This is a genomic window from Streptomyces sp. NPDC003247, from assembly GCF_042888135.1.
Classification (GTDB): Bacteria; Actinomycetota; Actinomycetes; order Streptomycetales; family Streptomycetaceae; genus Streptomyces.
Genome location: NZ_JBIAPF010000005.1, coordinates 1 through 22,846, shown reverse-complemented (window position 1 = coordinate 22,846; position 22,846 = coordinate 1). Strand labels below are relative to the sequence as shown.

At 74.0% G+C, this 22,846-nt stretch carries 19 protein-coding genes and 1 pseudogene; 10 read left to right on the top strand and 10 right to left on the bottom strand.

From position 1 onward, the window contains the following. The first annotated feature begins 2 nt into the window (after positions 1-2). From ACFYWQ_RS17745 to ACFYWQ_RS17715, 7 genes are all read left to right on the top strand, one after another. Positions 3-1,178, top strand: a complete 1,176-nt coding sequence (locus ACFYWQ_RS17745) for a sedoheptulose 7-phosphate cyclase (protein ID WP_389517519.1) — start codon at positions 3-5, stop codon at positions 1,176-1,178. Next, complete coding sequence (locus tag ACFYWQ_RS17740; protein WP_389517517.1) at positions 1,175-1,624, top strand: cupin domain-containing protein; 450 nt, start codon at positions 1,175-1,177, stop codon at positions 1,622-1,624. The genes ACFYWQ_RS17745 and ACFYWQ_RS17740 overlap by 4 nt, the downstream gene beginning before the upstream one ends. Further along, a complete protein-coding gene (locus tag ACFYWQ_RS17735) occupies positions 1,605-2,681 on the top strand; it encodes an ROK family protein (protein ID WP_389517515.1) in 1,077 nt (358 codons plus the stop codon). Before ACFYWQ_RS17740 ends, ACFYWQ_RS17735 begins: the two co-directional genes overlap by 20 nt. Beyond that, positions 2,681-3,601, top strand: a complete 921-nt coding sequence (locus tag ACFYWQ_RS17730) for an SDR family oxidoreductase (RefSeq protein ID WP_389517513.1) — start codon at positions 2,681-2,683, stop codon at positions 3,599-3,601. Before ACFYWQ_RS17735 ends, ACFYWQ_RS17730 begins: the two co-directional genes overlap by 1 nt. A 365-nt stretch (positions 3,602-3,966) precedes the next feature. After that, a complete protein-coding gene (locus tag ACFYWQ_RS17725) occupies positions 3,967-5,484 on the top strand; it encodes a GMC family oxidoreductase (protein WP_389517511.1) in 1,518 nt (505 codons plus the stop codon). Then, entirely contained in the window at positions 5,477-6,448 is a 972-nt protein-coding gene (locus tag ACFYWQ_RS17720; RefSeq protein ID WP_389517509.1) for an aldo/keto reductase family oxidoreductase, read from the top strand. Before ACFYWQ_RS17725 ends, ACFYWQ_RS17720 begins: the two co-directional genes overlap by 8 nt. A 343-nt stretch (positions 6,449-6,791) precedes the next feature. After that, entirely contained in the window at positions 6,792-9,752 is a 2,961-nt protein-coding gene (locus ACFYWQ_RS17715; protein ID WP_389517507.1) for a carbohydrate binding domain-containing protein, read from the top strand. A gap of 89 nt (positions 9,753-9,841) precedes the next feature. Here ACFYWQ_RS17715 and ACFYWQ_RS17710 read toward each other — a convergent pair whose 3' ends face one another. The 3 genes from ACFYWQ_RS17710 to ACFYWQ_RS17700 all read right to left on the bottom strand — a co-directional run bounded on the left by ACFYWQ_RS17710 (position 9,842) and on the right by ACFYWQ_RS17700 (position 11,830). Further along, complete coding sequence (locus ACFYWQ_RS17710) at positions 9,842-10,264, bottom strand: PPOX class F420-dependent oxidoreductase (protein ID WP_389517505.1); 423 nt, start codon at positions 10,262-10,264, stop codon at positions 9,842-9,844. Positions 10,265-10,315: 51 nt separating this feature from the next. After that, complete coding sequence (locus ACFYWQ_RS17705) at positions 10,316-11,206, bottom strand: NAD(P)-dependent oxidoreductase (RefSeq protein WP_389517503.1); 891 nt, start codon at positions 11,204-11,206, stop codon at positions 10,316-10,318. 96 nt (positions 11,207-11,302) lie between these two features. Beyond that, positions 11,303-11,830 (bottom strand): SRPBCC domain-containing protein, encoded by a 528-nt coding sequence (locus ACFYWQ_RS17700; protein WP_389517502.1) that lies wholly within the window; start codon positions 11,828-11,830, stop codon positions 11,303-11,305. Positions 11,831-12,029: 199 nt separating this feature from the next. On the opposite strand from ACFYWQ_RS17700, the gene ACFYWQ_RS17695 reads away from it, so the two are divergent. Together ACFYWQ_RS17695 and ACFYWQ_RS17690 are read left to right on the top strand one after the other, a co-directional pair. Then, a complete protein-coding gene (locus ACFYWQ_RS17695; RefSeq protein WP_389517500.1) occupies positions 12,030-12,986 on the top strand; it encodes a LysR family transcriptional regulator in 957 nt (318 codons plus the stop codon). A 56-nt stretch (positions 12,987-13,042) separates the two neighbouring features. Next, a complete protein-coding gene (locus ACFYWQ_RS17690; protein ID WP_389517498.1) occupies positions 13,043-13,948 on the top strand; it encodes a polysaccharide pyruvyl transferase family protein in 906 nt (301 codons plus the stop codon). A 578-nt stretch (positions 13,949-14,526) separates the two neighbouring features. Here ACFYWQ_RS17690 and pqqE read toward each other — a convergent pair. The 7 genes and pseudogenes from pqqE to ACFYWQ_RS17655 form a co-directional block, all read right to left on the bottom strand. Further along, positions 14,527-15,678, bottom strand: a complete 1,152-nt coding sequence (gene pqqE, locus ACFYWQ_RS17685; RefSeq protein ID WP_389517496.1) for a pyrroloquinoline quinone biosynthesis protein PqqE — start codon at positions 15,676-15,678, stop codon at positions 14,527-14,529. Further along, the gene (gene pqqD, locus ACFYWQ_RS17680; protein WP_389517494.1) at positions 15,675-15,938 is read right to left on the bottom strand and encodes a pyrroloquinoline quinone biosynthesis peptide chaperone PqqD; all 264 of its coding nucleotides are present in this window, start codon (positions 15,936-15,938) and stop codon (positions 15,675-15,677) included. Before pqqD ends, pqqE begins: the two co-directional genes overlap by 4 nt. A 236-nt stretch (positions 15,939-16,174) precedes the next feature. Further along, positions 16,175-16,903, bottom strand: a pseudogene (gene pqqC / locus ACFYWQ_RS17675) (pyrroloquinoline-quinone synthase PqqC); the annotation flags it as partial. Then, positions 16,900-17,814, bottom strand: coding sequence for a pyrroloquinoline quinone biosynthesis protein PqqB (gene pqqB, locus ACFYWQ_RS17670; RefSeq protein WP_389517492.1), 915 nt, complete (start codon positions 17,812-17,814; stop codon positions 16,900-16,902). The pseudogene pqqC and the gene pqqB, both read right to left, overlap by 4 nt. A gap of 9 nt (positions 17,815-17,823) precedes the next feature. Beyond that, the gene (gene pqqA / locus ACFYWQ_RS17665) at positions 17,824-17,961 is read right to left on the bottom strand and encodes a pyrroloquinoline quinone precursor peptide PqqA (RefSeq protein WP_389517490.1); all 138 of its coding nucleotides are present in this window, start codon (positions 17,959-17,961) and stop codon (positions 17,824-17,826) included. A gap of 85 nt (positions 17,962-18,046) precedes the next feature. Beyond that, the gene (locus ACFYWQ_RS17660) at positions 18,047-19,168 is read right to left on the bottom strand and encodes a PQQ-dependent sugar dehydrogenase (protein ID WP_389517488.1); all 1,122 of its coding nucleotides are present in this window, start codon (positions 19,166-19,168) and stop codon (positions 18,047-18,049) included. A 204-nt stretch (positions 19,169-19,372) separates the two neighbouring features. Next, positions 19,373-20,524 (bottom strand): PQQ-dependent sugar dehydrogenase, encoded by a 1,152-nt coding sequence (locus ACFYWQ_RS17655; RefSeq protein ID WP_389517486.1) that lies wholly within the window; start codon positions 20,522-20,524, stop codon positions 19,373-19,375. A 382-nt stretch (positions 20,525-20,906) separates the two neighbouring features. Between ACFYWQ_RS17655 and ACFYWQ_RS17650 the strand changes: the two genes are divergently transcribed. Next, positions 20,907-22,559, top strand: coding sequence for an FAD-dependent oxidoreductase (locus ACFYWQ_RS17650; RefSeq protein WP_389517484.1), 1,653 nt, complete (start codon positions 20,907-20,909; stop codon positions 22,557-22,559). The last annotated feature ends 287 nt before the right edge of the window (positions 22,560-22,846 follow it).

The window sequence follows — 22,846 nt, the reverse complement described above, 5'->3', positions numbered from 1 at the left end:
AGATGTCAGGCCAGGCCCTTGCCCGGGTTGAGGGGGTGCTCGAGGACGCCGGAGGCTTCGACCTGCTGGCACCGGAGGGCACGCGGTACCGCGTGGACGTCACGGAGTCGGTGTTCGACCCCGGCAACCCCCTCCTCGCCGAGTACGTCGCGGGGCGCCGTGTGGTGGCCTTCGTCGGCCCCACGGTGCACCGGCTCTACGGCGACCGGCTGCGCGCGTACCTCGACGCCCGGCTGACGCCGGGCAGTTGGAGCGTGCAGGTGATCGAGACCGGTGAACGGAACAAGACCCTCGCGTCCGTGGAACAGGTGTGTGCCGTCGCCAAGGCGACCGGCCTCGACCGCCACGGGGTGATGCTCGCGGTGGGCGGCGGCATCGTCGCGGACGTCGTGGGCTTCGCGGCCTCCATGTACGCCCGCGGCATCCGCTACATCAAGGTCAACACCACCCTGGTGGGGCAGGTGGACGTGGGGGTCGGGGTGAAGACCGGCGTCAACGCCCTGCACTCCAAGAACATGTTCGGCGCCTACCACCCGGCGCACGCCTCGATCAACGACCCCGCCCTGCTGGCCACGCTGCCGCCCCGGGAGATCCGCTGCGGTCTGGCGGAGATCGTGAAGATGGCGGTGATCCTCGACGGCGACCTGTTCCGGACGCTGGAGCGGCACCCGGACGCGTTCCTCGGCGCCGCGGACGGCGAGGTGGAGACGTACGTCCTGCGCACCTCCATGCGGCTGATGATGGAGGAGCTGTGCCCGAACCTGCGGGAGCACGAACTGGCCCGGCTGGTCGACTTCGGCCACACCTTCAGCCCGGTGATCGAGACGGCGGGCGGACACCGGCTGGAGCACGGTGAGGCGGTCGCCGTCGACATCGCGCTGTCGGCGCACATCGCCCGGCTGCTGGGGCTCGCCGACGCGCGGACCTGCGAGCGGGTGGTGACGCTGCTGCGCCGGATCGGCCTGCCGGTGTTCGACCCGGCCACCTGCACCGAGGAGCTGATGACGCAGGCGTTGCAGGCGTCCTGGCAGCGCCGGGGCCGCAAGCTGCACCTCGTCGTCCCGACGGGCGTCGGCAAGGCGACGTTCGTGTCGGAGCTGGAGGACCTGCCCGCCGACGTGCTGCGCGAGGCCCTGCGGGCCCTCGCGGCCGAGGGAGCCGGGGGAGGTGCGCGATGACCGCGCGGGACGCGACGGCCGGCGAGACGACGACCGGCGGCGTGGCGACCGGCGATGTGGCGGCCGGCGGCGGCGCGCCGCCGGACGTGGCGAACCTCAACGACCTGCTCACCGGCAAGGAGCACGACCACGGCGGGCTCGGCACGATCCTCGCGCACCGGGTGTTCTCCCGGGCCGAGGGCGGCGAGGGCGCGGAGTTCGTCGACCTGGCCGTGCTGCCGCCGGGCACGTCGATCGGGCGGCACCGGCACGGCGCGGACCGTGAGACGTACATCGTGCTGAGCGGCAGCGGGCTGATGTACCGGGACGGCGCGGAGTTCCGCGTCACCACCGGCGACGTCGTGGTGAACCGCCCGCACGGCGAGCACGGGCTGGTCAACGACTCGGCCGCCGAGCTGTGGCTCCTGGTCTTCGAGGAGGAACTCCGTGACGGTTCCGGGGTCTGACCGGCTCACCCCCGTCCGGGCGGCGGACGCGCCCGCCGACGGCGCGTTCACCGTGCTGGACGTCGGCGGCACCACGCTGCGCACCGGTACGTACGACCCGGTGACGGCGGTGCTGTCCGGGGTGCGCCGGGTGCCGGTGGAGGGCGTGGCCCGGCATCCGGGCGATCCGGTGGCCGTGCTCCAGGAGCGGGTGGTGGACCAGATCGTCCACGAGGTCGCCCGGCACACGGACGGCGCGGCGCCCCGCGCCGTCGGGGTCGCCTTCGCGGGGCCGATCTCGGCGGGCGGTCTGGTGCTGGCGGCGCCCACGGTGTGGGGGCGGCGCGGTGCCCCCCTGCCGCTGGGGCAGTTGCTGTCGCGGCGGATCGGCGCCCCGGTGGTGGTCGTCAACGACCTCACCGCGGCGGCCTGGCGGTACGCGGCGACCGAGGCGGAGCCGTTCTGTCTGCTCACGGTCAGCTCCGGGATCGGCAACAAGGTGTTCCGGGGCGGTGACGTGCTGCTCGACGCCGACGGTCACGGGGGCGAGCTCGGCCACTGGGTGTGCGACCCGTCGCCGGACGCGCCGCTGTGCGACTGCGGCGGGCGCGGGCATCTGGGCGGCATCGCCTCCGGGCGCGGGGTGCTCGCCGCGGCCCGCCGTGCGGTGGCCGCGGATCCGGCGGGCTTCGCACGGTCCCGGCTCGCCGAGCTGTGCGGGGGCCGCGCGGACGCGCTGGACAATCCGGCGATCGCGGCGGCGGTCCGCGAGGGCGACCCGTTCGCGACCGGGGTGCTGCGCGGCACGCTCACCTATCTGGCGCAGGCGATCGGCGCTGTGTTCACCTCCATAGGGATCTGCCGGTACGTCATCATGGGCGGCTTCGCCCTGGCGGTCGGCGAGCGCTACCGCGAGCTGCTGGTCGGGGAACTGGTGCGCCTCGGGTGCTTCGGCCTGGACGCGGACGCGGTGGACGCCCTGGTGTCGCTGGGCCGTCCGGACGACGACCACGGACTGATCGGCGTCGGCCGGCTGCTGGCCGACCGGACCGGCCCGCACCTGAGGCAGGAGGCGTGATGGCGGCCCCCCGCACACTCGTCGTCGGCAGCGGCTTCGTCGGCACCCGTATCGCCGGCCGTCTCGCCTCGGCAGGCGAGACGGTCACCCTCGCCTCCCGCACCCGGCCCGCGGTGCCGCCGGCCGGCGGCGCCGACTGGACCGCGCTGGACGCCACCGACCGCGAGGCGTGCGGCCGGCTCCTGGCGCGGCTGCGCCCGGACCGGGTGGTGCTGGTGCACGGCCCCTCGGACGTCACCTGGTGCGAGGAGCATCCGGACGCCGCGGTCGCGGCGCACACCGCGGCGGCCGAGAACTTCGCGGCGCGTTCCGGCGGGGCGCGGCTGGTGCTGATCTCCACCGACAACGTCTTCGACGGCAGCCGCGCCGCCAGCGCGGAGGACGACCCGGTCCGTCCCGCCAACGCGTACGGCCGGGCCAAGCTGAGCGCCGAGCGGACCCTGCTGGGCGCGACCGCGGACGCCGTGGTGCTGCGCGTCAGCCTCGTCTACGGCCATGAGCCCGCCGACGCGGGCAAGTGGCTCAACTTCTACTCCGCGTGCGCCCACCGGCTGCTGCGCGGCGAGCGGGTCACGGTGCCGGCGGACCAGTGGACGACCCCGGTGCTGGTGGACGACGTGGCGGAGGTGACGGCCGCGGTGCTGCGCGCGGACGGCCCGCTGCCCCCGGTGCTCCATCTGGGCGGCCCGGACCGGGTGAGCCGGGCGGCCTGGGCCTCGGTGATCGCCAAGACGCTCGGCGCGCCGCCGGACCTGGTCGTCCCGACGGCCCGGGCGGGCACCCGCTACGCGTCCCGCCCGGAGAACACCTGCCTCACCAGCCGTCTCCTCGACCGGCTGCCGGCCACGAAGGACACCACGGTGCGCGGGGTCGCGGAGGGCGCCCGCCTCCTGGCGGGCACCCTCCGGAACACCGGCTGAGCCGCGCCCGTCCGGCGCCGGTGGGAACGCCGACCGGCCCCGGCACGGGCCCCGGGTCCGAACCGCCCGGCCCGTGCCCGACGACCTGCGCCGGACCGACCCACCCGACCCAGGCCAGGCCGCAGGCGTCCACAGACGCCGGGCCCAAGCCGTCCAGCACGGGCCAGGCCGCGGGCGTCCACCGACGCCGGGCCCAACCCGCCCGCCGACGGACCGGCCCGCAGGCACCGGACCCAACCCGCCCGGCACGGACCAGGCCGCGGGCGTCCACCGACGCCGGGTCCGACCCGTCCGGCGACGGACCGGCGCACGTCCGCGGGCCCGGGCCCCTCCCCCGACTCGACGAGACCCGCAGGAGACCCCGTATGACAGCACCATCGGCACCATCGGCACTTTCGGAACCATCGGCACGCAGCCACGACGTCGTCGTCCTCGGCGGCGGTGTGGCGGGATGCGTACTGGCCGCCCGGCTGAGCGAGGACCGCTCACGGTCGGTCTGTCTGGTGGAGGCCGGGCAGGACTACGGGCCCCACGGCGAGGGCTGGCCGGGCGGTCTGCTCGACGCCCGGAGCCTGCCCCGCAGCGACGTCTGGGAGCGGCACACCGAGGTGTACCGCCTGCGGGCACGCGTCATCGGCGGTTCGTCGTGCGTCAACGGCTGCTGGAACACCTGGGGCACCCACGCCGACCAGGCGGAGTGGGAGCGCGCGGGCGGTGCCGCCTGGTCGGCCGCGGCCCTGGAACGCCATCGCAAGGCGGCCGTGCAGCAGATGGACATGCGCCAGGTGCCCGACGGCGAGCTGTCCCCCTTCAGCCGGGCGGCCCTCGCGGCGGCGGACGAACTCGGCTTCGTCCCGGCCGACATGGGGACCTCCGGCGGCCCCGGCCACGGCACTCCGCTGCTCAACGCGGTCGACGGGCTGCGCTGGAACGCGGCCTTCGCCTATCTGGATCCCGCCCGGTCGCGCCCCAACCTGACCGTCCTCGGCGGCGCCTCGGCCCACCGCCTCGACGTCCGGGGCGGCCGGGTGCACGGGGTGGAGGTCGTACGGGACGGCGAGCGGGTCACCCTGACGGCGGACACGTACGTGGTGGCGTGCGGCACGTACGGTTCGCCCGCGCTGCTGATGCGCAGCGGCATCGGCCCGGCCGGCCATCTGCGCGAGGCCGGCGTCCGGCCCGAGCTCGACCTGCCCGGTGTGGGCGCCAACCTGACCGACCAGCCCGGCGTGTTCGTCCCGCTGGCGCCGGCCGACGGGCTGAACGCCGCCCTGGCCGAGAAGGAGGCGCGCGGTGAGCTGTACGGGAACCGCATGCTGATCAGGGCGGCGAGCCCCTACTGCCGGGACGGCTCCTGGGACCTGCACATCCTGGCCAACGCCGGTCCGCCGCTGTTCGGGAAGCTGCCGCCGGGGCAGTACGAGGCGGGCCTGTCCTCGTACCTGATGAAGCCGGCGTCGCGCGGCCGGGTGCGGCTGCGCTCCGCCGACCCCGCCGAGCCGCTCGACATCGACCCCGGCTTCTTCACCGACCCGGAGGGGCGCGACCTGGCCGCCGTGCGGGCGGGGCTCGGCATCGTGGAGGACCTGGCCGGGTCGGCCGCGCTGCGTCCCCTCGTGCGGCAGGTCGAGGAGCACCCGTCGCGGCTGTCGGACGAACGGATCCGGGCCCGGGCCGGCACCTACTGGCACCCGGTGGGGACCTGCGCCATGGGCGCCGAGGACGACCCGGGCGCGGTGGTGGACGGGGCGGGGCGGGTGCACGGCGTGTCGAACCTGCGGGTCGCCGACGCCTCGGTGCTGCCGACGGTCCCGGCCGCCAACACCCAGCTCCCGGTGCTCGCCGCGGCCGAACTGCTGGCCGAGGCGGTGCTGGGTGACTGAGGCCGGCACCGCGGGTGGCGCGGCACCCCGGCGGGACGTCCGTGAACACCGGGTGCTGTACGGGTGCATGGGACTCGGCGGAGGCTGGGACCGGGCACCGTACACCGCGGCCGACGTCGACCACGCCGAGCGGGCGGTCCGCGCCGCACTGGACGCCGGGATCACGGCCTTCGACCACGCGGACATCTACCGGCACGGCAAGTCCGAGGCGGTCTTCGGGGAGCTCCTCGCCCGCGACCCGCGGCTCAGGGACCGCGTCCTGATCCAGACGAAGTGCGGCATCGTGCTGCCGGACGGTTCCCGGCCCGGCCACTACGACCTGCGCGCCGGGGCCGTCGTCCGGCAGGTGGAGCGGAGCCTCACCCGGCTGCGCACCGATGTGATCGACGTCCTGCTGCTGCACCGTCCCGATCCGCTGGCGCGCCCCGAGGAGATCGCGGAGGCGTTCGCCGCCCTGCGGGCCCAGGGCCTGGTGCGCCAGTTCGGGGTGTCCAACATGAGCGCCGCGCAGATCGCCCACCTGCGGACGGCCGTGGAGGTGCCGCTGGTGGTCGACCAGCTGGAGATGAGCCTGCACCGGCGGGGCTGGGTGGAGTCCGGCGTGCTGGTCAACACGCCGGCCGCGGCGGCGGACGGCTTCCCGCACGGCACGCTGGAGTACTGCGCGGCACACGGGATCCGGCCGCAGGCGTGGGGCGCGCTCGCCGGGGGCCGGTTCTCCGGCGGCGCCGACACGCCGGCGGCGCGGCTGGTCGCCGAGCTGGCGGCCCGCAAGGGCACCACACCGGAGACCGTCGTCCTGTGGTGGCTCCAGCGCCATCCGGCCGGTGTCGCCCCGGTCGTCGGCACCACGCGGCCCGAGCGCATCGCCGCCTGCCGTGACGCCGTGGACGGCCCGCCCCGGCTCGACCACGAGGAGTGGTACGCCCTCTGGGTCGCCGCCCGGGGCGCCCCGCTGCCCTGAGGCGCCCTCAGAAAAGCCCCTGAGGCCTCTGAGACACCTGAGGCCTCGGAGCACTTGAGACACCTGAGACACCTGAGACACCTGGACGACGTCCCCCCGCGGGTTTCCGCCGGGGGACGCCGCCGTTTCACCCCGGCCCCACGGCAACGGGTCCCTGCGCACCCCCTTTACGGCAATGACATGCACAGGTAATCTCCAGGCGCCTGCAAGAAGTTGCTGGAAATTTCAGACAGACGATGCGTTGCAGGTGTGGGTGCATCGGGATTCTCGAGGCGCGTCAGGATCTGCGGTGTGCGTCCACAAGGAGCCACGGGTTCCGCCTCACCCCACTGGAGAGACGCACATGAGACGCCATCGACCACCCGCCCGCGGCTGGACCGCGGGCTCCCTGGCGGCAGGGCTCCTCGCCCTGACGGCCGTCACGGGTCCCACCGCCCCGACCGCCGAGGCCGCCGACACGAACTCGGCGACGGTCTTCTACTACACGAAGACCAGGAACTGGGCCTCCACCTATCTGCACTACGCCCCCGACGGCGGCTCCTGGACGACCGTGCCGGGCGTCGTCATGGAGGCCGCCTGTACCGACTGGGTGAAACTCACCGTCGACCTGGGCTCGGCCACCGGGCTCCAGGCCACCTTCAACAACGGCTCGGGCACCTGGGACAACAACGCGGGACAGAACTACGCCCTGGGCACCGGCGACATCACCGTCAAGGACGGGGTCGTCGCGCACAGCGACCCCTGTGCCGAGTCGGACCCGGAGACCTCGCAGTCGGCCACCGTGTACTACTCGTCCCAGGCGACCGGCTGGACCACCGTGAACTTCCACTACGCCCCGGCCGGCGGGTCCTGGACCACCGTCCCCGGCGTCGGCATGGAAGCGGCCTGCACCGGCTGGTGGAAGAAGACCGTCGACCTCGGCACCGCCACCTCGCTGAAGGCCGCCTTCAACAACGGCAACGGCACCTGGGACAACAACAACGGGGCCGACTACACGATCCCGGCCGGCACGAGCACGGTGGCGAACAACACCGTCACCGCCGACGCCGACGACCCGTGCGCGGCCCAGGAGCCGGACACCGAGGCGCCCACCGCCCCGACCGGCGTCCAGGCCTCCGCGACGAACACCTCGGTCGTCGTGTCGTGGAACGCGGCCACGGACGACACCGGTGTGACGGGCTACCAGGTGACGCGCACCGGCGGCACCAAGGGCTCGATGGTCACCGACGTCACCTCCACCGTGTTCTCCGACACCGGCCTGGAGGAGAACACCGCCTACACCTACACGGTCCGGGCCGTGGACGCCGCCGGGAACGTCTCCGCCGCCTCGGCCGGGGCGACGGCCACCACCGGCAGCGCGCCGGAGGAACCGGCCTCCGGCACCCCGCTGGGCACGGACCCGCGCAAGGACCCGATCTACTTCGTGCTCACCGCGCGGTTCAACGACGGGGACAGCACCAACAACCGCGGCGGCAGCCAGCACGTCAAGTCGGGCAACTCCGCCAACAACGACCCCATGTTCCGCGGCGACTTCAAGGGCCTGGTCGAGAAACTCGACTACATCAAGGGCCTCGGCTTCTCCGCCGTGTGGATCACCCCCGTGGTGCTCAACCGCTCCGACTACGACTACCACGGCTACCACGGCTACGACTTCTACAAGGTCGACGCCCGCCTGGAGTCGGCCGGCGCCTCCTACCAGGACCTGATCAACGCCGCCCACGCCAAGGGCATGAAGATCTACCAGGACGTCGTCTACAACCACTCCTCCCGCTGGGGCGCCAAGGGCCTGTACACCCCGACGGTGTACGGGGTGCGCGACACCCAGTGGAGCTGGTACTACGACGAGAAGAACGAGGGCTTCGAGTACGACGGCCTCACCGTGGAGACCAAGTCGGGCAAGTCCTACTACAACGGCGACCTGTGGTCGACGGCCGAGCCGTCCGGCAACACCTGCCTGAACTGGGGCGTCCCCACCGGCGGCAAGAGCGCCGAGGGCTACACGATCTACAACTGCCAGTGGCCGAGCCCCACCTCGGGCATGTTCCCGAAGGCGTACTACCACCAGTGCTGGATCGGCAACTGGGAGGGCGAGGACGCCCGCTCCTGCTGGCTGCACGAGGACCTCGCGGACTTCAACACCGAGTCGACACCCGTGCAGAACTACCTGATCGGCGCCTACAACAAGTACATCGACATGGGGGTCGACGGCTTCCGCGTCGACACCGCGGTCCACATTCCCCGCGTCACCTGGAACCGCCGCTTCCTGCCCGCCATCTACGACCGGGTCACCCAGCGGTTCGGCACCGCGGCGGCGGAGAACTTCTTCGTCTTCGGCGAGGTCGCCGCGTTCGTCAACGACAAGTGGAACCGGGGATCACCCAACCACTCGGCGCAGTTCTACACGTGGAAGGAGCGCAAGGAGTACAGCGCCGACGACGCCACCGCCGCGCTGGAGCAGTACGAGTACGAGCAGGCGCAGGGCACCGGCAACCAGCCGACGTCCACCAACGCCTTCCTCGACGGCAACAGCTACCACACGCCCGACCACAGCAAGTTCTCCGGCATGAACATCATCGACATGCGCATGCACATGAACTTCAGTGACGCGCAGAACGCCTACAACAACGGCAAGGACTCCGACGACAGCGTCAACGACGCCACCTACAACGTCGTCTACGTCGACAGCCACGACTACGGCCCGAACAAGAGCAGTACGCGCTACAGCGGCGGCACCGACGCCTGGGCCGAGAACATGTCGCTGATGTGGACCTTCCGCGGCATCCCCACGCTGTACTACGGCTCGGAGATCGAGTTCCAGGCGGGCCAGCGGATCGACTGCGGACCCACCTGCCCGCTGGCCACGACCGGCCGCGCCTACTTCGGCGACCACCTGGCCGGCAGCCTCACGGTGTCGGACTTCTCCAAGGTCGACTCCGCGAGCGGGCAGGTCGCCACGACGCTGAGCCAGCCCCTGGTCAAGCACGTGCAGCGGCTGAACCAGATCCGCCGGGCGGTCCCGGCGCTCCAGATGGGCCAGTACTCCACCGACGGCATCTCCGGCTCGATGGCCTTCAAGCGGCGGTACACCAGCGGCACCACCGACAGCTTCGCGCTGGTCACCGTCACGGGCGACGCCACCTTCACCGGCGTGCCCAACGGCACCTACCGGGACGCGGTCACCGGAGACGTCAAGACCGTCTCCAACGGCACCCTGAGCGTCGCCGCGCCCGGCAAGGGCAATCTGCGGGTCTACGTCCTCAACGGCCCCGGCAAGATCGGAGCGGACGGCCCCTACCTGAAGTGACGGGCACGACCTGAGGTGACGGGCGCGGGCCGGGTGGTCCACCGGCCCGCGCCCCGACGCCCCCGCGGGAAGGATCTCCGCGGGGGCTCTCAGGTGGACGCCTGGTCGCTGTCCTTCATCGCGCCCCAGCCGTGCCAGCGCTCGACCTCCATCCAGGCGCTGACGCGGGCGCGGACGCGGTCGGGGTAGGGCTTGCCGGTGTAGTGGGTGGCGATGCGGTCGATGTCGGCGAGGCCCTCGTCCTCGTACGTCTCGACGACGCGGCCGATGAGCGTGACATGGGTGTACCAGTCGTCGGCGGCGAGGACGGTGACGGTCAGGCGCGGGTCGCGGCGCAGGTGCTTCAGCCGGACGCGGCCCTCGTCCAGGCTGATCAGGACGCGGCCGTCCTCCCACAGGTACCAGGTGGGGGTGGAGACCGGCGCCCCGTCCGAGCGCAGGGTCGCCATGACGGCCGGGTTGGGGCGGCGCAGCAGGTCGGAGGCCTCGGGCGGCAGCGGGGGCTTGGACATCGCGGTTCCTTTCGGTTCCTCTCGTTCCCTCGGGGTGTGGGCTTCGTTCCCTCAGGACTCGGGCTCGTCGTCGAAGCTCGCGTAGTACGCGGCGGCCATGTCCTCGTCGGCGTGGCCCCGGGCGGCGGCGCGCTCCATCCGCTCGGCGCTCGCTGCGGCCACGTCCAGGCGCACGCCGCGCCGCTCGCCGGCCTCGACGATCAGACGGGCGTCCTTGGCGGCGGTGGCCACCGCGAACTGGGGCGGCGACAGCCGGCCGTCGAGGATCATCCCCGACTTCGCCCGCAGGTACCCCATGTCCAGCGGTCCACCCGCGATGGCGTCGAAGAAGCTCTGCGGGTCGACGCCGAGCGCCCGGGAGAGGGCCAGCACCTCGCCGGCCGCGGCGGTCGCGGCGATGACCCAGCTGTTGGCCACCAGCTTCAGCCGGGTGGCGCTGCCCTGCGCGCCGTCCTCACCGGTCCACACGGTCCGGGCGCCGACCGCGTCGAGGACCGGGGTCACCGTGTCGCGCCGGTCGGCCGGACCGGCGGCGAGCACGAGGAGCTGCCCGGCCTCGGCGGGCTGCCGGGTGCCGAGGACGGGCGCGTCGAAGAAGACCAGGCCGTACTCGTCGGCGAACGCGGCCAGGTCCTCGACGGCCTCGACGCCGGCGGTGGTGGACTGCACCCAGGCGGTGCCGGGGCGCAGGGCGGGGGCGGCCTGCCGCATGACGTCCAGGGCGGCGGGACCGTCGTACAGCATGGTCAGGACCACGTCGGCGCCCTCGACCGCCTCGGCGGGCGTGCCGGCGATGTGCGCGCCGTCGGCGGCCAGGGGCTCGGCCTTGGCGCGGCTGCGGTTCCAGGCGCGGACGGTGTGTCCGGCGCGGGTGAGGTTGCGGGCCATGGCGGCGCCCATGATGCCGGTGCCCAGGACGCTCACGGTGAGCTTGTCGGTCATGACGTCGATCTGCCGATCCGTGCGAAGGGGTACGGAAGTGTGCGGGGGCCGGCCGCACCGCCAACTGCGGTGGGGCGGCCGGGACTCCACGGTGTGTCAGGCGCCCAGCATGCCGGAGGCGGCCCGGATCAGTCCGTCCAGCCACGCCTGGTGGCCGTTGAGCATGGGGTTCGGGCGCTCGGTGGCCAGGGCGGCGGCCGGCGCGCCGATCTGGGTCTCCTGGGTGAGGACGCGGACCCGGTCGCCGGGCAGGTCCTCCACCAGCCAGGCGTGCAGCACGTCGAGCCGCTCCTCGGGGCCGCCCTCCTGCTTCGCCGTCCAGGACAGCCGGCCCGGGACGCCCTCGGCGGGGGCCTGGAACTCCACGACGTGCGCGTCCAGGGGCGGGAAGCCGAAGGTGCCGAAGCGGAAGGCGAGGTCGTCGGCCAGCTCGGGGCCGCCGCCGGCGGGGAAGGAGATGTCGGCGACGTTGTCGTAGTACGACTCCCAGGTCGAGGTGTCGGTCAGGTACCGCCACACGTCGGCGGCGGTGACGCCCTGGACGATCACCTCGTTGGAGACGAAGTTGTCGCCGGTGCCGGGCAGGTACGTGTCGGGCCAGTTGATCGCGTTCTGCGTGGTCATGGGGGTGTTCTCTCCGAAGCGGTGGGGGGGTAGGTCTTGGCGGAGCTTCGGGGCTCCGGGGGCATCCTCGTCGGCCGGATGCGCCGCCGCATCACGGCGACACCGACGACGCTAGACCCGCGCCCCATCGGAGGGCCAATAGGGATCCCGATCCCAGCGATCGGAAGCCCGATGGTGCACGGGGAATACCATGGACGGCATGACCGACCGGACACTGGACGGGACGGGCCCGGCGACCGACCGGAGCAGGAAGCTCCCGGCGCACGCGGACCTGAACCTGTTGCGCACCTTCCTCGCCGTCTACCGCTCCGGCACCTTCACCGCCGCGGCCCCACTCCTCGGTCTCTCGCAGCCCACCGTGACCGCCCAGATCCGCACGCTGGAGCAGCAGACCGGCCGCGAGCTCTTCACCCGGCTCCCCCGCGGTGTGGAACCCACGCCCCTCGCCCACGAGCTCGCGGGCCAGATCGCGGGGCCGCTGGACGCGCTGGCCGTGCTCGAGGGCACCGGCCCGCTGTCCGGGCGCACCGCCCCGGTCCATCTGGCCGGCCCGTCGGAGCTGCTGTGCGTCCGCGTCCTGCCCGCGCTCACCCCGCTGATCGCCGAGGGCGTGCAGCTGCGGGTGGCCCAGGGGCTGCCCGAGCCGCTGCTGGAGGAGATGCGCGCGGGCCGGCACGACCTGGTCATCGCCACCCGGCGGCCGCGCGGGCGGGCCCTGGAGTCGGTGCCGCTCGCCGACGAGGAGTACGTGCTCGTCGCCGCCCCCTCCTGGGCCCGGCACGTCGGGGACCGGCCCGACGCCGACGACCTGTGCGCCGCGCTCCGCGACCTCCCCCTGGTCACCTACGCGGAGGACCTGCCCATCGCCCGCCGCTACTGGCGCACCGTCTTCGGCAGACAGCTCACCGCACGCGCCGCCCTGACCGTGCCCAACCTGTACGCCGTCCTGTCGGCGGTCAACTCCGGCGCCGGGTACAGCGTGCTGCCCCGCTCCCTGTGCCAGGAGTACCTGGACTCCGGCCGGCTGGCCCTCCTGCACGACCCGGAGGAAGCGCCGCTCAACACCCTCTTCCTCGTCCAGCGTCCCGGCGCCGACACCAACCCGGACGTCCTGCGGGTACGCGACCGCCTCCGCCGGGCGGCCCTCACCTGGTAGCCGAGGGGGCCGGCGGCCGGTGGTTGCCGTCCGGCCGGAGGGGCACCCGGGTCGCCATGGCGGAGCTGCGGCGGATCCTGGTGACCGGCTGGTTCGGCTTCCTCGACGGGGAGGCGACCGCCGGGGACGTGCTGGCGCTGGACCGGGTGCGGGACGTGCTGCGGCGGGCGGGGCTGGAGCACGACGTCGCCTGGAGCCCGGGGTTCCGTCCCGGCGGTCTGCATCTGTCGCGGGTCCGGCCCGAGGACTACTCGCACCTGGTGTTCGTCTGCGGTCCGCTGCACGGGCCGCAGATCGAGGAGCTGCACCGGCGCTTCGCGCACTGTGCGCGGATCGCCGTGGGCGTCTCCGTCGTCGACGCCGACGGCCCGGCCGTCACCGGCTTCCACCGGGTGCTGGCCCGCGACGGCGACGGCCCGGACCCCACGTGCGACCTGGCGGCCCGCGCGCCCGCGCTGCCCGCCCGCCCCGTCGTCGGGGTGATCCTCACCCACGGCCAGCACGAGTACGGGGCGCGCCGACGGCACGAGCGGGTCGCCGAGGAGATCACGCGCTGGCTGTCCGGCCGGGACTGCGCGCGCCTGGAACTGGAGACCCGGCTCGACACGCACGACTGGCGCCTGCACGCGACACCGGCCCAGCTGGAGTCGGTGCTCTCCCGGCTCGACCTGGTCGTCACCGACCGGCTGCACGGGATGCTGCTCTCCCTGCGCGCGGGCGTCCCCGCGCTGGCCGTCGACCCGGTCGAGGGCGGCGCGAAGGTGACGGCGCAGGCCCGTGCCTGCGGCTGGCCCGCGCTGCTGCCCGCCGAGCGGCTCGACGCGGCGGCCCTGGACCGGTGGTGGCAGTGGTGCACCACCTCCGGCCGCGAACTCGCCCGCGAGATCGGCGCCGGCTTCCGCCGGGGCACCGGCCCGGACAGCGCGGACGGCCTGCTCCAGGCACTCGGGACACACGGATGACGACGGAGGACCGGGGAGATCCATGGGGGAGATCCATGGGGGCGTTCGGCAGCCGGCCGTCCCCGCCCGTCCCCTCCCCCGGCTGGCGCCGCGGCGCGCCCCCCGAAGCGACCTCCCCGGGGCCAGGGGCCAGGGGCCGGGCCAGGGGCCAGGGGCCAGGGCCAGGGGCCGGGACCCGGGGCCAGGGGCCAGGGCCAGGGGCCGGGGACCGGGGCCAGGGCCCGGGGGCCAGGGCCCGGGGCCAGGGGCCGGGCCAGGGGCCGGGGCCAGGGCCCGGGGCCAGGGGCCGGGGCCAGGGGCCAGGGCCCGGGGCCAGGGCCCGGGGCCAGGGGCCAGGGCCCGGGGCCAGGGCCCGGGGCCAGGGGCCAGGGCCCGGGGCCAGGGGCCAGGGCCGGGGGCCAGGGCCGGGGGCCAGGGGCCGGGGACCGGGGCCAGGGCCCGGGGCCCGGGGCCAGGGGCCGGGCCAGGGGCCAGGGGCCAGGGCCTGGGGCCGGGGGCCGGGGACCGGGGCCAGGGACCGGGGCCAGGGACCCGGGCGGCCCGGCCCGGGGCCCCGCGCGCCCCCTCAGCGCCTCCGCTCAGCCCACCCGCGGCACCGCCCCAGGGCGGCGGTAGACGTAGGGCGGTGGCGGTGTGGTGGGGGCGTGGTCGTCGACGAGTGTGCGGACGAGGTGGTGGTCGGGGGAGAGTGCGCAGGCCGGGTCGGTGCGGGCGGCGTCGCCGGTGAGGGCGTACGCCTGGCAGCGGCAGCCGCCGAAGTCCTCCTCCCGGCGCGGGCAGCCCCCGCAGGGGCCGGTCATCCAGGCGGTGCCGCGGAAGCGGCCGAAGGCCGGGGAGTGGTCCCAGATCCAGGCCAGGGAACGGTCCCGCACGGAGGGCGCGTCGAGGTCGGGCAGGGAGGCGGCGGCCGGGCAGGGCAGGACGGTGCCGTCCGGCGCGACGGTCAGCGAGACCGCTCCCCACCCGCCCATGCAGGGCTTGGCGACCCCGTCGAAGTAGTCGGGGACGACCCAGACCAGGTCGACGCGGCCGGCGAGCCGTTCCCGCCAGCGCTCGACGGACTCCCGCGCACGGGCCAGCTGGACGCGCGTGGGCAGCAGCGCGGCACGGTTGAGCAGCCCCCAGCCGTAGAACTGGGTGTTGGCCAGCTCGATCCGGTCCACGCCCCAGGCCACGCCCAGCTCCACGAGGGCGTCCACGGCGTCGAGGTTGTCCCGGTGCAGCACCACGTTCAGTCCGAGGGGCAGCCCGGCCCGCCGGACGAGGGCCGCCGCCCGCTCCTTGGCGGCGAAGGAGGACGGGCGGCCGGCGATCCGGTCGTTGGCCCGTGGCTCCGCGTGCTGGACGGAGAGCTGGACGCTGCGCAGCCCCGCCGTCCGCAGCGCGGTCAGCCGGGGCTCGTCCAGGCCGGTGCCGCTGGTGACCAGCTGCGTGTAGATCCCGGCGGCCTCGGCGGCGGCGACGATCTCCTCCAGGTCGGGGCGGAGCAGGGGCTCGCCGCCGGAGAGATGCGTGTGGACCACGCCCAGTGCGGCGGCCTGACGCAGTACGTCCGCCCACTCCCCCGCGCTCAGCTCGCCCGAACGGCGGGCCAGTTCCAGGGGGTTGGAGCAGTAGGGGCAGTGCAGCGGGCACGCGTGGGTGAGTTCGGCGAGCAGCGCCCAGGGCCGTGCCACGGGAGCGGAGCCCTCGGCTTCGGCCGGTTCCACCGACGCGGGGGAGACGGTCATGCGATCCAGCCCTCCTGGTGCAGGCGGTCGAGGAAGGAGGGGACTTCGGCGGCCACGGGGGCGCCGGGGTAGCGCTCGGCGAGCTCGTCTACGATCCCGCGCACGGTGCGCGTGCCGTCGCACAGGCCGACGACCTGGCCGGCCTGTCCCTGGAGGACGACCACGCGTTCGGGCAGGACCAGCAGGTCGGCGCCGCGCACGGGGTCGTGCCGCAGCATGAGGGCCGGGGCGAGGGTGGGACGCCACCGGCTGTCGGGCACCCGCGTCACCCCTGCCCCCGTCCGTCATGGCGCCAGGGACGGCCGGCCGGCGCCACGCGTCCGTCCCGCTGCTCCTGCCCGTCGCGGCGCCACGGACGGCTGTCCGGCAGCGGCCGGCCGCCACGCTCCCGCTCTCCGGCCGCGTCGGGCCGGCCGTCCAGGGAGCGCCGTACGGCGGTGTCGGGCCGGCCGTCCGGGGAGCGCCGTACGGCCGTGTCGGGCCGGCCGTCGTGAGGCCGCGGTCCGGGCCCGTCCTGCTGTTCCTCCTGTTGCACGGCGTCCAGCAGGGCCCACAGCACCTCGCACTTGAAGCCCAGCGCGGCCACGGCCCGCTCCTGGTCCTCGCGCGTGCGGGCCCACTCCAGGACCAGGGCGAGCGCCTCGGTGCTGTCGCGCCGGCCCTGGTCGACGCGGGTGCGGAAGTAGTCGAGTCCGGACGGCTCGATCCACCGGTAGTGGCGCTCGAAGGCGTCGATGCGCAGCCGCATCAGGTCGGGCGCGGTCAGCTCGGTGAGGGAGGCCGCGACGGCCTCCAGCGGCGGGCGCAGCCGGCAGAAGTTGACGTAGCCCTCCACCGCCAGCCGCACGCCCGGCAGGACGCTGTCGCCCGCCAGCAGTCCGGCGCGGTCGAGTCCGGCCGCCTCGCCGAGGCGCAGCCAGCGCTCGATGCCGCCCTCGCCGTCCCGGCGGCCGTCGTGGTCCTCGATCCTGTGCAGCCACATGCGCCGCAGCCGTGAGGAGTCCAGTTTCGCGGTGATCAGCGCGTCCTTGACGGGGATGTGGCGCTGGTAGTGGAAGCGGTTGGCGATCCACCGGCGGACCTCCGCCGGGCTGAGGTCGCCCTCGTGCATCCGCACGTTGAAGGGGTGGCGGTCGTGGTACCGCTCCTGGCCCACCTCGCGCAGGCGGGCCTCGAACTCGGCGGGGCTCCAGGGCTCCGCCAGGGTGGGCAGTGCCGTCGTCACAGCTCGATCACCATCTCGTCGTAAGCCACCTCGATACCCAGCCGGGCGAGCCGCTTGTGCTGTGCCGCGGTGGGGTCGACGAGGGGGTTCGTGTTGTTGAGGTGCGTGTAGTAGCAGCGGGCGGACAGTCCGGCGAGGATGCCGGCGGTGCCGCCCGGTCCGTCGACGGGCAGATGGCCCATGCCCGTCGCGGTGCGGGAGGAGAACCCCGCCCGGCGCGGCTCCTCGTCGTCCCAGAAGGTGCCGTCGACGATGACGCAGTCGGCCTCGGCGGCGGCCCGGTGCAGCGCGTCGGACCAGACGGCCACGGCGGGGGCGTAGAGGGCCGACCTGCCGGTGGCCGGCTCGTACAGGCGCAGGGCGACGACCCAGCCGTCGTCCTCCGGGGCGTCGGCGGCGTAGCGGGGGCGTTTGCCGGACACGGGGACGGCGCTGATCCGCACGCCGTGGCCGGACCGGTCGGCGGCGCCGCCGTGCAGGGGCACCGCTCCGTGGCAGGGCAGGTCCCGCCAGGTGAGCGTGGTGTAGGAGCCCAGGACGGCGTCGAGACGCAGCCGGTCGGTCAGCGCCCGGCGGACCGGGGCGGTGGCGAGGATCTCCACGCCGTCGGCCTCGCGCAGCCGCGCGAGGCCGAGGGTGTGGTCGAGTTCGGCGTCGGTGAGGACCACTCCGGCGATCGGGGTCCGCCGGGTTCCGGGCTCCGGCCGGAGCTCGGGGCGGGCCTCGATCTGGTCGCCGATGTCGGGGGTCGCGTTGACGACGTACCAGCGGCCGTCGTCCGTGCCGACCGCGAGCGAGGCGTGGCGGCGGCGGCGCTCGGGATGGGCGCGTGCCCCGGAGCATCCGGGGCACGCGCAGTTCCACTGAGGGATGCCGCCGCCTGCCGCGGTGCCGAGCACCTGCAGCAGCATGGCGGCGGACTAGCGGACGGAGAGGGAGTAGGCGGTGACCTCCAGCGCGGTGTCGACGACCGTGTAGCCGGGGGTCTGCCAGGCGGTCCGGTCGGCGGGTTCCGTGGTGGTGGCCGGGTGCTGGGTCTGCTCGTCGGTCTGGGGCATGGTGCGTACTTCCTTTCGGGGAGGTGGGTGGTGATCCCTTCGTGCGAAGGGAGGTCGGTCGGTGGTGACTTCGTGCGAAAGGAGGTCAGTCGGTGGTGACTTCGAGGATGAGGTCCTTGTCCTCGCCGCGGTCGCTGGTGCCGAGCCAGAGCCGGTCGGCGCCGGGTACCTTGACGATCGCCCGCAGCCGGCCGTAGGTGCCGTTGTAGTAGGCCTTCGCGGTGCCGACGTCCTTGCCGGTGGCGTCGATCGGCATCGCCCACAGGCGCTGGCCGCGCAGCGTCGAGACGTACAGGACGTCGCCGCTGACGGCGATCTGGGCGGGTACGCCTCCCTCGCTGGGCTTCCAGACCCTCTTGGGGTTGGTCATACCCGCCTTGGCGCAGGAGCCCTCGCAGGTGGGCCAGCCGTAGTTGCGGCCCGGCTCGATGAGGTTGAGCTCGTCCCAGGCGCTGTCGCCGACCTCGGTCTCCCACAGCCTGCCCCGGGAGTCCCAGGCGAGGCCCTGGGGGTTGCGGTGGCCGTAGCTGTAGACGCGGGTGCCGAACGGGTTGCCGGGCGCCGCCGCACCGGTGCGGGTGATGCGCAGGATCTTCCCGTTGAGGGAGTTCTTGTCCTGGGCGAGCTTCGACTGGTACGCCTCGCCGGTGGTGACGTACAGGTAGCCGTCGGGCCCGAAGGCGATCCTGCCGCCGTTGTGGTCGCCGCCCCGGGTGATGCCGCCGACCAGGACGGTGTAGCCGCTGAGCGAGGTGCCGTCGAAGCGCATCTTCACGACCCGGAGGTCGTTGGCGGCCGTGTGGACGAAGAAGACGTCCTGGTCGGTGGTGCCGTTCCAGGTGGGCGAGGGGGCCACGCCCAGCAGCCCGCCGCTGCCCGACAGGACGGTGGGCGAGGGGACGACGGTGTGGGGCACCGTGCCCACCTTCTTCTTGGAGCCGTCGCGGTTCTGCACCCACACCGCGGCGGCGACGCGCTCGGTGACCAGGGCCCGCTTGCCGTCGGGCAGGAAGGAGACGGACCAGGGCTTCGTCCACTTGTCGGAGAGGACGGAGACGCCCGTCGGCTTGCCGCCGTCGGGGAGGACACCGGGATCGGCCGTCGCCGGGGGCCGCAGGGCGCAGACGCCCAGGAGGGCGGCGACGGCGGTGATCAGAGCCGTGCGCGGACGGACCCGGCGCGGCGCCGGACGCGCCTTGTGTGACATTCCGTTGCCTTTTCTGTCGTGCGAGGGCACCGACGGGCGGCCGGGAGGGGACCCGTGGCCGTCGGTGGGGGAGGTGGGAGGCAGGAGCGGGGCAGGGGCCGTGGCTCCCGCGACGCGTCGTGGGCGGCGGCCGTCCCGCGGGCCACCGGTGATCGTCGGTCCTGCTGACGGCCCCGCCGCGCGAGGGCGGGGGCCGGGCCCCGGTCACCTGACGGTGACTTTGAGGAGCAGGTCCTTGTCGGTGCCGCGGTCGCTCGTGCCGAGCCAGAGCTCGTCGGCGCCGGGGACCTTGACCAGTGCGCGCAGCCGGCCGTATTCGCCGGCGTAGTACGGCGTCGCGGTCTTGACGTTCGTGCCGGAGCTGTCGATGGGCAGGGCCCACAGCCGGCGGCCGCGCAGCGTCGACGCGTAGATGACGTCGTCGACGACCGCGATCTGGGCGGGTACTCCTCCCTCGCCGGGCTTCCACACCTGCTTCGGGTTCGTCGTCCCCGCGGCGTCGCAGGACCCTTCGCAGGTGGGCCAGCCGTAGTTGCGGCCCGGCTCGATGAGGTTGAGCTCGTCGTAGGTCTGGTGGCCGATCTCCGTCTCCCACAGCCGCCCGGCGCTGTCCCAGGCCAGGCCCTGGGGGTTGCGGTGGCCGTAGCTGTAGACGCGGGTGCCGAACGGGTTGCCGGGGGCCGCCTCACCGGTGCGGGTGATGCGCAGGATCTTCCCGTTGAGGGAGTCCTTGTCCTGGGCGAGCCTGCCCTCGAACGCGTCGCCGGTGGTGACGTACAGGTAGCCGTCGGGGCCGAAGACGACGTTCCCGCCGTTGTGCTGGGTGTCCCGGCGGATCCCGGTGAGCACGGGGGTGTAGCCGCTCAGGGACGTCCCGTCGAAGTCCATCCTGACGACGCGGTTGTCGGTGGCCGTGGTCTCCATGAAGAACACGTCCCGGTCGGTGGTGCCGTTCCAGGTGGGGGGGACGGCGACGCCCAGCAGCCCGCCCTTGTCCTGTGCCTCCAGGCTCCAGACCGCGTGCGGCACCTTGCCGACCCGCCGCCTGGAGCCGTCGCGCCCGGCCTCGAAGACCTCGCCGGTGTTGCGCTCCGTCACCAGCGCCGTGTTCCCGTCCGGCAGGAAGGAGATCCCCCAGGGAGTCGTCCAGGTGTCCGACAGGGTGCTGATCCCCGACGGCGCGCCGCCCGCCCGGGGGCCGTCGTCGAGGACGAGGTCCTCGGCACGGGGAGGGTACGGAGCCGCGGCCGCCGGGGACGACGGCAGGACGCCGGCGGTCATCACGGCGGTGACGGCGGCGATCGCGACCAGGCCCGGACGGACCCGGCGCAGTGCCGGTTGCGGCAAGGGTGACATGGGGTGCCTTTCCTCATCTCGGCGGTGACCGGCGGTGACGCCCTTTCAAAAACCAGACAATACAAGGAGAAAGGTGCAAATCGAAGCATGGTCATACCTTCTGCCCGGAGGGTCGAGCGCTTCTTCCCCGTACGGGCCCTCCGCGGGCCCTCCGCGGGCCGTCCTCGGGCCGTCCTCAGGCCGTCCTCAGGTCGCCCTCGGGCCCTCCTCGGGCCGCCTACGCGCCGCCGGCGGGCCGCCCGCGGGCCACCTGCGGGTTAAGCGAGTGAAGCCTTCACCGCCGTCCGCCGCGCGGGTGCCGGGTGGGGCATGCATGAAGATCCCGGCCGTGACCGGCCCCGTACCGGCCGGAGCGGCGAACCCGACGCGCTGGAGGCGAGCGATGAACGAAAGAGACGACCGGTCCGACCACACCCACACAGTTCCCGTCCTCATCGTCGGCGGGTCCCTGGTGGGCCTGTCGACCTCGGTGTTCCTGGGACGGCTGGGAGTGCGGCACACCGTGGTGGAACGCCACGCCGGCACGTCCATCCACCCCCGCGGACGGGGCAACAACGTCCGCACGATGGAGCTGTTCCGGGTGGCCGGCGTCGAGCCGGCGATCCATGAGGCGGCGGCCACCCTGGCCGAGAACCACGGCATCCTCCAGACGCCCACCCTGGTCGGCGACGCGGGCGAGTGGCTGTTCCGGCGGATCGACCCGGGCGGCGCCCTGGCCCGGTTCAGTCCGAGCTCCTGGTGCCTGTGCAGCCAGAACGACCTGGAGCCGGTCCTGCTCGACCACGCCGCGGGGCTCGGCGGCGACCTGCGCTTCTCCACCGAGCTGATGTCGTTCGAGACCGACTCCACCGGGGTGACCGCGCTGGTCAGGAACCGGGACACGGGGGAGCACACCACCATCCGGGCGGCCTACCTGGTGGCCGCCGACGGGCCGCGCAGCCCCGTGCGCGAGCAGCTCGGGATCGCCCAGAGCGGTCCGGGCGAGCTGTTCCACAACATCAGCATGACCTTCCGCTCCCGCCGGCTCGCCGATGTGGTCGGCGACCGCCGTTTCATCGTGTGCTACCTGACCAGGCCGGATGCCGACGGCGCGCTGCTGCCGGTGGACAACCGCGAGAAGTGGGTCTTCCACGCCCCGTGGCACCCCGAGCACGGCGAGACGCTGGAGGACTTCACCGACGCACGCTGCATCGACCACATCCGCCGGGCGGTCGGGGTGGACGACCTCGACGTGGAGATCACCGGCAGGGCCCCCTGGCACGCCGCCCAGCGCGTCGCACGGTCCTACCGGTCGGGACGGGTCTTCCTGGCCGGCGACTCGGCCCACGAGATGTCCCCGACCGGGGCCTTCGGCTCCAACACCGGTATCCAGGACGCGCACAACCTGGCCTGGAAACTGGCCGCGGTGCTCGGCGGCTGGGCGGGGGACCGCCTGCTGGACACCTACGACATGGAGCGCCGTCCGGTGGCGGAGGCCACCAGCGCCCGTGCGGCCGCCCGGTCCGTCGAGCACAGCCACCCCGGCTACACGCCGCCGCCCGGCGCCGGCGGCGCGCCGCAGCGCGGCATCCTGAACGTGACCCTCGGCCACCGCTACCCGGACGGCGCCGTCGTGGACGCGGACCCCACCACGCCGGTCATCCCGGAGCAGCTCGACCTGACCGGGGAGCCCGGCAGCAGGGCGCCCCACATGTGGGTACGGCGGGAGGGACGCCGTATCTCCACCCTCGACCTCTACGAGCGGTCCCTGGTGCTGCTCAGCGACGCGGGCGAGCCCAGCGGATGGCACAAGGCCGCCGTCCGTCTCGCCGAGCGGATGTCCGTGCCGCTGGTGTCGTACCGGATCGGGACCGGGGACGACGCCGAGCTGGCCCCCGAGGACGGCGCCGACTGGGCGGAGTGCCACGGCACGACCCTGTCGGGTGCCGTCCTCGTCCGTCCCGACGGGTTCGTCGCCTGGCGGGCGCGGGGCCCGGTCGCGGACGCCGAGTCGACGCTGGGTCAGGTCCTCACCACGGCGCTGGCCCTGGACTGACCCCGCGAGGTCGGTGCGGACCGCGCCGTCGCCCCGGTCGTGTCGCCCAGCAGTCCCCCTGACGGCTGCTGGGCGACACCCATTCGGGTACTCACCTCAACTCGTCGACGGAGAAAGCGGGTTGACGCCGGTTCGGGCGGTCGGCGCGGGGGCCGCGTTCACTCGGCTGAGCGTCCCGAGTGGTGGGAGACGGGGTGCTGGCTGACGGTGGATCACGTCGGGGCCCGAGTCGGTTCAGCTGACGAGACGCCAGCTGCTCGGCCCTGGCGGAAGGACTCTCCCATGCG

What these genes read in the sequence shown, in the direction of transcription:
- ACFYWQ_RS17745 (WP_389517519.1), top strand. Translation starts at nt 3, where the DNA reads ATGTCAGGCCAGGCCCTTGCCCGGGTTGAGGGGGTGCTCGAGGACGCC.
- ACFYWQ_RS17740 (WP_389517517.1), top strand. Translation starts at nt 1,175, where the DNA reads ATGACCGCGCGGGACGCGACGGCCGGCGAGACGACGACCGGCGGCGTG.
- ACFYWQ_RS17730 (WP_389517513.1), top strand. Translation starts at nt 2,681, where the DNA reads ATGGCGGCCCCCCGCACACTCGTCGTCGGCAGCGGCTTCGTCGGCACC.
- ACFYWQ_RS17725 (WP_389517511.1), top strand. Translation starts at nt 3,967, where the DNA reads ATGACAGCACCATCGGCACCATCGGCACTTTCGGAACCATCGGCACGC.
- ACFYWQ_RS17715 (WP_389517507.1), top strand. Translation starts at nt 6,792, where the DNA reads ATGAGACGCCATCGACCACCCGCCCGCGGCTGGACCGCGGGCTCCCTG.
- ACFYWQ_RS17710 (WP_389517505.1), bottom strand. Translation starts at nt 10,264, where the DNA reads ATGTCCAAGCCCCCGCTGCCGCCCGAGGCCTCCGACCTGCTGCGCCGC.
- ACFYWQ_RS17705 (WP_389517503.1), bottom strand. Translation starts at nt 11,206, where the DNA reads ATGACCGACAAGCTCACCGTGAGCGTCCTGGGCACCGGCATCATGGGC.
- ACFYWQ_RS17700 (WP_389517502.1), bottom strand. Translation starts at nt 11,830, where the DNA reads ATGACCACGCAGAACGCGATCAACTGGCCCGACACGTACCTGCCCGGC.
- ACFYWQ_RS17695 (WP_389517500.1), top strand. Translation starts at nt 12,030, where the DNA reads ATGACCGACCGGACACTGGACGGGACGGGCCCGGCGACCGACCGGAGC.
- ACFYWQ_RS17690 (WP_389517498.1), top strand. Translation starts at nt 13,043, where the DNA reads ATGGCGGAGCTGCGGCGGATCCTGGTGACCGGCTGGTTCGGCTTCCTC.
- pqqE (WP_389517496.1), bottom strand. Translation starts at nt 15,678, where the DNA reads ATGACCGTCTCCCCCGCGTCGGTGGAACCGGCCGAAGCCGAGGGCTCC.
- pqqB (WP_389517492.1), bottom strand. Translation starts at nt 17,814, where the DNA reads ATGCTGCTGCAGGTGCTCGGCACCGCGGCAGGCGGCGGCATCCCTCAG.
- pqqA (WP_389517490.1), bottom strand. Translation starts at nt 17,961, where the DNA reads ATGCCCCAGACCGACGAGCAGACCCAGCACCCGGCCACCACCACGGAA.
- ACFYWQ_RS17660 (WP_389517488.1), bottom strand. Translation starts at nt 19,168, where the DNA reads ATGTCACACAAGGCGCGTCCGGCGCCGCGCCGGGTCCGTCCGCGCACG.
- ACFYWQ_RS17655 (WP_389517486.1), bottom strand. Translation starts at nt 20,524, where the DNA reads ATGTCACCCTTGCCGCAACCGGCACTGCGCCGGGTCCGTCCGGGCCTG.
- ACFYWQ_RS17650 (WP_389517484.1), top strand. Translation starts at nt 20,907, where the DNA reads ATGAACGAAAGAGACGACCGGTCCGACCACACCCACACAGTTCCCGTC.